Here is an 8,528-nt window from a genome sequence, read left to right as displayed (position 1 = left end):
CGATGCGCAATACGGGATCTTCTTTGCCGCCCACCAAGTCGCTATCATCGACTTGGCGAGCGGAGAATGTGTCGGCTATGTCCCCGAACACCCGTCGGTCATGTCCCCGGGCTGAACATCAAGCCGGACGATGACAGCTTTGAGGCGGCCCGACGTTAGCCGACAAAAAGCCCCGGAGATATCTCTCCGGGGCTTTCGTCGTTTCGCCACTTGCAGCGATGCAGCTAAGTCCTCGTCCGCATCCGCATCATGAATGTGTCGAAGCTGAGCTCGGCCACCTGCATCCAGGCCAGCGACTCGCTGCGAAACGCGGTGAGGCTCGCATACATCTTGCCGAAATGCCGATTGCTCTTGGCGAGATCGGTATAGATCTCGTTGGCCGCGCCATAACAGCCTTCGAGCACTTCCTGTGGGAACGGTTTGAGGATGGCGCCGGCGACCAGCAGCCGCTTCAAGGCCGGCGGGTTGACGGCATCGTACTTGCCCGTCACCCAGGTGAAGGCGTCGCGCGAAGCGCTCTCGACCGCGGCCTGGTAGTGCTTCGGCAACGCGTTCCACTTCTCCAGGTTCATGACGTTGTGGCCTTGCCCGGTGCCTTCCCACCAGCCGGGATAGTAATAGTACTTTGCGACCTTCACGAAGCCGAGCTTCTCGTCATCATAGGGACCGACCCATTCGGCCGCATCGATCGTGCCCTTCTCCAGTGCGGGATAGATGTCGCCGCCCGCGATCTGCTGTGGCACGCCGCCGACCTTCGCGATGATCGTGCCGGCGAAGCCGCCGACGCGGAATTTCAGCCCTTGCAGATCGGCCATCGACTTGATCTCCTTCCGGAACCAGCCGCCCATCTGCGCGCCCGTGGAGCCGGTGGGCACGCCGATCGCGTTGTGCTCCTTGAGGAGATCATTGAGGAGATCCTGTCCGCCACCCCATTGCAGCCAGGAGATGTGCTGGCGCGTGTTGAGACCGAACGGCAGTGCCGTGCCGAAGGTGAAGGCGGGATTCTTGCCCCAATAGTAGTACAGCGCGGTATTGCCGATCTCGACGGTGCCGTTCGAGACCGCATCGAGCACCTGCAGGCCAGGGACGATCTCGCCCGCGGCGAACGGCTGAATCTGGAAGCGGTTGTCGGTGATCTCGGCGACCCGCTTGCAGAAATACTCGCAACCGCCATACAGCGTGTCGAGAGATTTCGGCCAGCTTGCAGCGAGCCGCCACTTCACTTCGGGCATCGATTGTGCGACGGCCGGCGCAGCAACAGCAGTTGCGGCCAGGCCCAGTCCGCCTGCCGTCAGGAATTTACGACGTTCCATGCGTTTCCCTCCTGTGATGTCGAGTCCTCGACGAGGGATTGCGGTCTTGACGCCGCTTTGGTCTTCGCCGGTGGCCGACGTTTCTTGTCGTCCGAAATTCAGTGCTCCCGGATCGTGGTCAGGATGACCAAAGGGGAACTGCAAATCAAGCGCACTCTTGTTGTGTGACCGACGAAGCCGATCAATGCTGCGCTGCGAATGCGGCTTCCATGACCTTGCGTGTCTTCACCGTTTCGTTGCCCGGGTCGAATTCGACATCGCTCCAGCGCACCACCGCGCCATGGGCGATGTCATGCTTCAGCTTCACGCGATGTGCGAGCCCGATCGGCAACGCGCCCGTCTTGAGGGTCGCGGCTGCCGGTAACAGCTTGCCCCATACCGTGTAGCCGCCTTCGCCATCGAGCATCTCCCCAGCGCGCAAGTTACGTTTTGCAACCGCCGCGACGTCGCCGCGGAAGCCGTGAGGTTGCCCGGTCGGCTCGCCCCGCAGCGCGGCCGACAGCACCGAGACATTCAGCTCGAGCCCGATCAGATGATACGGCTTGTACATGGCGGCGAAACGTCCGCTGGCGTCGGTCTTCAAGCCATATTGCCGGAAGCAATCGGCGGCGTAGTCGTTCGGCGCCTCCAGTACGACATAGACGCCCCAGCGCAGATCGCGAAACACCGGCCGGCCGTCGCGCTCGAGCGAGGAGACGACCTCGACGACGCCGGACCGCTCCAGCACGCCGCCGCGCGAGCGTGGCCGCATGATGTGCGGCAGGTCGTCGACGCCGCAGGGCGGAAACAGCAGGCCGTCCGCGGGCACGTCGAGGCTGCAGGCATTGGCGATCGCGGCCATCTCGATCGCCGATTTGGTCCCATCGAGGAAGGAGTTGAACATCTGCGGGTTCATGCCGGCCGACTGCGCCTCGCCCGCGGTCAGGCCGTAATGCTGCCAGACGCCATCGGGCGTCACGTCGTGGTAGGCCGGCAGGTACTTCGTCCCCTTGCCGGCGGCGACGACGCGGAAGCCGGTGGCGCGGGCCCAGTCGACCATCTCCGCCGTCAGCGCCGGCTGGTCACCATAGGCGAGCGAATAGACGACGCCCGCCTTGCGCGCTTCCTCGGCGAGCAGGGGGCCAGCCAGCACGTCGGCCTCGACATTCACCATCACGATATGCTTGCCCGCCGCGATCGCGGCGCGCGCATGCTTGATGCCGACGGCGGGATTGCCGGTCGCCTCCACCACCACATCCATCGCGCCGCCGGCGATCGCGCGAGCGCCGTCATCGGTGAAGACGGTCGCGGCGATCCGCTCCGCGTCCCAGCCGACGGTGCGGCAGGCCTCGCGCGCGCGATCGCAGTCGATGTCGACGATGATGGGCACCTCCAATCCCGGCGTGTGCGGCACCTGCGCCAGAAACATCGAGCCGAATTTGCCGGCGCCGATCAGCGCGACACGGACGGGCTTGCCGGCGGATGCGCGGGCCTGGAGGAGGCGGAAGAGGTTCATGTTGTCATCCGATGAGTCTCGTGTCCCGGACGCGGTGCAGCGGTTCTTCAGCGCTGCTCCGCAGAGCCGGGACCCAGTGCGAGGGAATTCGGCGCGGCGTGGGGCCCGGCTCTGCAGCGGATCGTCGAAGAGATGCTGCGCTGCGTCCGGGGCACGAGAGCATTCTACTCCGCCGCCTGCCTCGGCGCACGAGCAAGCCGCAGCAGCGCATCATCATCCACCGTCTTGATCGGTGTGAAATCGCGATGCGCGATGTAGTCCGGTCGTGTGGGAGTGCGGATGTAGTTCGAGACCGCGTTCAGTGTCAGGTACACGATCTTGCGCGGGTAGGGCGTGATGTTGCCGCTGGAGCCATGCACGAGATTGCCGTGGAACATCAGCATGCCGCCTGGTTTGCCGGTGGGCGCCACGATGCCGCCCTGCTTGACGAGGCGCGTCACCGTGTCCTCGTCCAGCGTCCACAGCGGATAGGAGGTGGTGGCGAGGTCATGAGAGGCTTCGAGATCGCCGGCATTCTGGCTGCGCGGCACCAGCATCAGGGGGCCGTTGATGGGCATCACCTCGTCGAGGAAGATCGCGATGTTCATCGCACGCGGCTCAGGCATGCCGTCGTCGCGCTTCCAGGTGCCGTAATCCTGGTGCCATTGCCAGACGTCGCCGGTGAAGGCCGATTTCGCATTGATCTTGAACTGGTGCATGTAAACGGGTTCACCGAACACCTGCTCGACCGGCTCGATCATGCGCGGATGCGCACCGAGAATTCCGAACGCCTCGTTGTAGAGATGCGCGGCAAAGGCCGTGCGCGGCGCGCCGCTCTTCTCGCGCCAGACTTCGGGCCGGTTCGTGTCATAGATGCCGACCGCCTCGCGCGCGAGCAGGTCGACCTCCTCCTGGCTGAACAGCTCGGGCAGGAACAGCCAGCCCTCGCGGTGGAAGAACTCCAATTGCGCCTCGGAAAGTTTCATGGGTCGTCCTCCTTGGTTTTTGTTGTTTGTCTTCTCTGTCGTCATGGCCGGCTTGACCCGGCCATCCACGTCTTTGCTCCACCTTCGGAAGAACGTGGATGCCCGGGACAAGCCCGGGCATGACGGCGTGCGTGTAAATCGCTACGCCGCCGCCGCGTCCGTCGCCCTCAATCTCTCCTCGGTCATCCGCCCCGCCGTCTGCGCATGCGCCAGCGCGGCGCGTTCAGCCGCCTTCGCATCGCCGCGCAGAATATGTTCGGCGATATCGGCGTGCTCGGCCCAGGCGCTGTCGCGATAGTCGAGCTCCGACAGCACTGTCGCCATCGAGCGACGCATATGCGGCCATTGCGGCGCGATGGTCTCCTCGATCACGGGATTGCCGGCGAGCTGGTAGATCGCGCGGTGAAAGTCGACATCGAGCACGATGAGCTCGGCGAGCGACGTGTTGCGATCGATGCGACGTCCGGCGGCGAACGCCGCCTCCAGTCGCGCGCGTCCCGCCGCATCGCTCGCTGCGCGCGCGGCGGCGAGCCTCGCCGCCAGCGCATCGATGGCGCCGCGCACCTCGTAGAGCTGGCGGATGCGCGCGGGGTCGAGCTGGGTGACTTCGAAACCGCGCCGGCCGCTCTCGGCGACGAGGCCCTGCCGGTGCAACAGATGCAGCGCATGTGACACCGGCTGACGCGAGACGCCGAGCTTGTCGGCAAGCTCGTTTTGCCGGATGCGCTGGCCGGGCCGCAGCGTGCGGTCGGAGATCGCCTCCAGGATCCGCGCATAGACCTGGTCGATCAGGTTCGGGAGCGGGTCGAGAGGGATCACGCCGGCAGCTCCAAGATGGAATACGGAATTCCGTATTCGACGGTACTGCAGGAGAGGAGAGGCGTCAATGCAGCCCGGAGGCCTCGCTCCGGCGGCTTTGGAGGGGCCAGCTAAGTCATTGATATCACTATGCCCGTCTACTGTGCATGGGGTTGTTTTCGTCAAAATGGGCCCACCATCGCAACGCCAAAGCTTTGCAGCGCGTCCGGGACATGAGCTACTCCTTCTTCCCCTGCTCGATCAGCATTCGGCTCATCAAATAAAGCCGCGGCACGATCGAGTTGGTGTCGATGAACTCGTCGCGGGCGTGATAGCCGAAGCCGGCAAGGCCAAAGCTCTCGACCACGACCGCCTTGCCGTTGCGGTTGGCGTAGCCGGCGTCGGTGGCGCCGCCGGTCATCTCGGCTATATCGAGCTTGCGGTCGATCTCGGCATAGATCGCCTGCCCCATCTCGGCCAGCGCACGGCCGCGCTGACTGGCGACGAAGGGCGGGCGGCCCGCCACGATCTTCACAGTTGTTTCAGTGTCGGGCACGAGCCGGTTCTTGATCTTCTCGTCGAGCGCCGCCTGGAGCCTGGCGATGCCGTCGGGAATGGTGAGGCGGATGTCGGCGCCGGCCTCGGCATCTTCCGGAATCTGATTGCGCACCGTGCCGGCCTTCGCCGTCGTCCAGTTGAGCTGGGTGCCCGGGATCGACTTGGCGACGTCCTGCGTCTGCAGCAGCTGATGCGAGAGCTCGATCAGCGCGTTGCGGCCGCGATCGGGTGCCGCGCCGGCATGCGCCGCACGGCCCCTCACCTTCATGATGCCGGTCGCAGTGCCGCTGGCGCCCAGCAGCAGCGAATCGTTCTTCGCGGGCGGCGAGGCCGCCGTCGGCTCGCAGGAGAGCACGACGTCGTGCTGGTCGGCGAGCTCCGCGATGATCTCGCCCGACCCGATCGATCCGACTTCCTCGTCCGGGTTGAACGCCACGGTGAGCGTGGCGTAGTCAGTCCAGCCGGCCTCCTTGAGGATCTTGAGCGCGTGCAGCACGACGGCGATGCCGCCCTTGTCGTCGGCGATGCCGGGGCCGTAGATGCGGTTGCCGTCGACACGATACGGCTCGCTTGCGAGGATGCCGCGCTGATAGACGGTGTCCATATGCGCGATCAGCATCAGTTTTCGCGAGCCCGAACCCTTGAACGTCGCCACCACCATGTCGGCGCCGGCACCCGCCGTGGTTTTGCGCCGTTCGGTGGTGGCGCCGAGTGCCTTCAGGCGTCCTTCGGTGAAGTCGGCCATCTTCTTCAGCCCCTCGACGTCGCTGCTGCCGCTCTCGATCATCACCATGTCGCGCAACGTCTCGATCAGCGGCGCCTTCTCCTGCTCGGCGGCGGCCTTGATCTTCTCGTCGGCGGCCGCAAGGGTGGTCGTGCTGCTCATGGCGAGGCCGAGCAGTGGCAAAGCGAGCAGGGTAACGCGGCGGAAGGTCATCGAGGTCTCCTTTACTCGGCGAGAAACTTGTCCACTACCTCGCCGAACTCCAGCGGCGCCTGCTCGAACATCCAGTGGCCGGCATTCGCAATCACCGCCGTCTCGGCGCCCGCGATATGCGCGGCCAGCACGCGCCAGATCACCGAAAGGCTGCCGGCGGTGGCGCCGCCGCCGATCAGCAGTGTCGGTGTCCTGATGGCCTGCGCATCGCTGAGCGTGTAGGGTCGGCGCTGCTCGTTGATCTGACCGATGAAGGTCAGCGCGTTGTCGCGCAATTGCTGCTTGGCCGCGGCAGGCACTCGCCGCCAGGAGCCGTTACCTTCGATGCCTTCGTAGAAATTCCGCAGCGCGCCCTCGATGTCGCTGGTGCGGATCATCTCGACCGAGCGCGCCGTGCGCGCCGCCAGCGGCGGGTACGCGGGCGTGCCTTCCGGCACAGGCAGGGATGCGTCGAGATCGCCGCCGGGCTCGGCCAGTACCAGCTTGCGCAACAGATCGGGCCGGGCCTGCGCCACGCGAAAGGCGATATGTCCGCCGCGCGAATGTCCCATCAGGTCGACGGGGGCGGGCCTCACCTGCTCGATGAAGGCGATCACGTCGGCAACGTGCTGTGCCATCGTGTAGTCGTCGCCGACGGCATCCCAATGCTCGGGAAAGAAATGCCGCAGGCTGGCCGAGATCACCCGATGTGCTTGCGATAGTGGACCGAGCACAGAGTACCAGGTGCGGAAATCCCCGAGCGTGCCATGCACGCAGACCAGCGGTGGACCGCCTCCCACTTCGAGATAGGCCATGTCGTAACCGTTGACGCGAAAGCTCTGCATGATCAGCTCGCCAGAAAATCCAGTACCACTTCGGAATATTTCTGCGGCGCCTGCTCGAACATCGGATGCGTCGCGTTCGGAATGATCGCCGTCTTGGAGTAGGGCACATGCGCGGCCAGCGCATGCAGCACCTTCGGCAGCAGGCCCTTGGTCCGCGCGCCCAGGATGAACAGCGTCGGCATCTTGATGGACTGCGCATCCGTCTTCGAGAACGGCGGGCGGTTGTCGCGGACCTGGCCGATCAGCGTCATGGCGTTGTCGCGCAGGTTCTGCTTCACCATCGCGGGCAATCGCGGCCAGGTGCCGGCGCCTTCCAGCGTGTCGACGAAGACCGCAAGGCCTCCGTCGACATCGCCGGCCGCGATCTTCTCGGCGGAAGCCGTGAAGCGCGCCAGCAGCGGCGAGGGGCCGCCGACGTAATCCGGATCGAGGCTGGCATCGAGCTCGCCGCCAGGCTCGGCCAGGATCAGCCGGCGGAGCAGCTCGGGCCGACGCTGCGCCACGCGGAAGCAGATATGCCCGCCGCGCGAATGGCCCATCAGATCGACCGGCCCGAGATCGAGCTTGTCGATGAAGGCGATGACGTCGTCGACATGCTGGGCGATCGAATAGGTGTCACCAACGCCGTCCCAGCGCTCGGGGAAGAAATGCCGCAGGCTGACAGCAATCACCCGATGTTGCTGCGTCAGCGGCCCAAGCACGCAGCCCCAGACGCGAAAATCATTGAGCGAGCCGTGAACGCAGACCAGCGGCGGCCTGCCTCTGTCTTCGCCCACGTCGAGATAGGGCATGTCGTAACCGTTGACGTGGAGGCTCTGCATTCCGGGGCTCGCGAAGTCAATTGGAACTCCTGTGCAAGATTCCCGGAAACCGGGTGGATCGCAACTATTTCCAAGCCTAGATTTGGCACGAGATGAAAGTGGGGGGCCTGCAACGGAAGCAAGCCAGGAACCTAGTCATGACCGACCAGCATTTTGCCCTGTTCGACACCCGGATCGGCCTGTGCGCCGTCGCCTGGGGTCCGCGCGGCATCAACGGCACACAATTGCCGATGGGCGGCGAGCAAAAGATCCGGACCCGCATCCATCAGCGCCAAGCTGATGCCAGCGAGGCCGAGCCGCCCTGGGAGGTCCAGCAGGCGATCGACCGCATGACCAAACTGCTCGCCGGCGAGCCGGATGATCTCACCGACATCCCGCTCGACCTCGACGGTGTTCCCGAATTCAACCGCGGCGTATATGACATCGCCCGCACCGTCCCGCCGGGCAAGACCATCACCTATGGCGACATCGCCAAGCAGCTCGGCGGCGTCCAGCTGTCGCGCGACGTGGGCCAGGCGCTCGGTCGCAACCCCTGCCCGATCGTGGTGCCCTGCCATCGCGTGCTCGCCGCCGGCAACAAGCCCGGCGGCTTCTCGGCCAATGGCGGCGTGGTCACGAAGCTGAAGATGCTCGAGATCGAAGGCGCGCTGGTGAACCACACGCCGAGCTTGTTCGATTGATCTCCGCTTCACCCTCCCCTCCAGGGTAGGGCTATCGCATATGGGCGAGGGCGGAGAGAAGGAAGTCATTATTCCATCTGGCTTGGAGCATTTTGTGGCTGATGCGGGCAGGACCGGGCGTTGCCTGCAGGGTATTG

The 8,528-nt window shown here is 65.0% G+C and carries 8 protein-coding genes; 1 reads left to right on the top strand and 7 read right to left on the bottom strand.

The features are described 5' to 3' along the window. Nucleotides 1-224: 224 nt before the first annotated feature. The 7 genes from EAV90_RS38525 to EAV90_RS38495 form a co-directional block, all read right to left on the bottom strand. On the bottom strand, nucleotides 225-1,313 hold the full coding sequence (locus EAV90_RS38525; protein ID WP_122400806.1) for a TRAP transporter substrate-binding protein: 1,089 nt from the start codon (nucleotides 1,311-1,313) through the stop codon (nucleotides 225-227). 181 nt (nucleotides 1,314-1,494) lie between these two features. Then, nucleotides 1,495-2,808 carry an NAD(P)H-dependent oxidoreductase gene (locus EAV90_RS38520; RefSeq protein WP_129146410.1) on the bottom strand — a complete coding sequence of 438 codons (1,314 nt, stop codon included), beginning with the start codon at nucleotides 2,806-2,808 and terminating at the stop codon, nucleotides 1,495-1,497. 164 nt (nucleotides 2,809-2,972) lie between these two features. Then, nucleotides 2,973-3,773, bottom strand: a complete 801-nt coding sequence (locus tag EAV90_RS38515; protein WP_122400808.1) for a phytanoyl-CoA dioxygenase family protein — start codon at nucleotides 3,771-3,773, stop codon at nucleotides 2,973-2,975. A gap of 141 nt (nucleotides 3,774-3,914) precedes the next feature. Further along, nucleotides 3,915-4,592: a GntR family transcriptional regulator gene (locus tag EAV90_RS38510; protein ID WP_122400809.1), complete on the bottom strand. Its 678-nt coding sequence runs from the start codon at nucleotides 4,590-4,592 to the stop codon at nucleotides 3,915-3,917. A 217-nt stretch (nucleotides 4,593-4,809) separates the two neighbouring features. Then, entirely contained in the window at nucleotides 4,810-6,066 is a 1,257-nt protein-coding gene (locus EAV90_RS38505) for a M20/M25/M40 family metallo-hydrolase (RefSeq protein WP_122400810.1), read from the bottom strand. A gap of 11 nt (nucleotides 6,067-6,077) precedes the next feature. Further along, nucleotides 6,078-6,890, bottom strand: a complete 813-nt coding sequence (locus EAV90_RS38500) for an alpha/beta fold hydrolase (protein WP_122400811.1) — start codon at nucleotides 6,888-6,890, stop codon at nucleotides 6,078-6,080. Between the two features lie 2 nt (nucleotides 6,891-6,892). Beyond that, nucleotides 6,893-7,711 (bottom strand): alpha/beta fold hydrolase, encoded by an 819-nt coding sequence (locus EAV90_RS38495; protein WP_122400812.1) that lies wholly within the window; start codon nucleotides 7,709-7,711, stop codon nucleotides 6,893-6,895. Nucleotides 7,712-7,848: 137 nt separating this feature from the next. Here EAV90_RS38495 and EAV90_RS38490 point away from each other — a divergent pair, with 137 nt between their 5' ends. Continuing rightward, complete coding sequence (locus EAV90_RS38490) at nucleotides 7,849-8,391, top strand: methylated-DNA--[protein]-cysteine S-methyltransferase (RefSeq protein WP_122400813.1); 543 nt, start codon at nucleotides 7,849-7,851, stop codon at nucleotides 8,389-8,391. Nucleotides 8,392-8,528 lie beyond the last annotated feature (137 nt).

Source organism: Bradyrhizobium vignae, assembly GCF_004114425.1.
Taxonomy (GTDB): Bacteria; Pseudomonadota; Alphaproteobacteria; order Rhizobiales; family Xanthobacteraceae; genus Bradyrhizobium; species Bradyrhizobium vignae.
The sequence above is the reverse complement of the archived record's forward strand: the minus strand, read 5'-3'. Positions and strand labels throughout refer to the sequence as shown.

Bases quoted from the DNA above. Each gene is read 5' to 3' on its own strand.
- EAV90_RS38525 (WP_122400806.1), bottom strand. From the start codon at position 1,313: ATGGAACGTCGTAAATTCCTGACGGCAGGCGGACTGGGCCTGGCCGCA.
- EAV90_RS38520 (WP_129146410.1), bottom strand. From the start codon at position 2,808: ATGAACCTCTTCCGCCTCCTCCAGGCCCGCGCATCCGCCGGCAAGCCC.
- EAV90_RS38515 (WP_122400808.1), bottom strand. From the start codon at position 3,773: ATGAAACTTTCCGAGGCGCAATTGGAGTTCTTCCACCGCGAGGGCTGG.
- EAV90_RS38505 (WP_122400810.1), bottom strand. From the start codon at position 6,066: ATGACCTTCCGCCGCGTTACCCTGCTCGCTTTGCCACTGCTCGGCCTC.
- EAV90_RS38500 (WP_122400811.1), bottom strand. From the start codon at position 6,890: ATGCAGAGCTTTCGCGTCAACGGTTACGACATGGCCTATCTCGAAGTG.
- EAV90_RS38495 (WP_122400812.1), bottom strand. From the start codon at position 7,711: ATGCAGAGCCTCCACGTCAACGGTTACGACATGCCCTATCTCGACGTG.
- EAV90_RS38490 (WP_122400813.1), top strand. From the start codon at position 7,849: ATGACCGACCAGCATTTTGCCCTGTTCGACACCCGGATCGGCCTGTGC.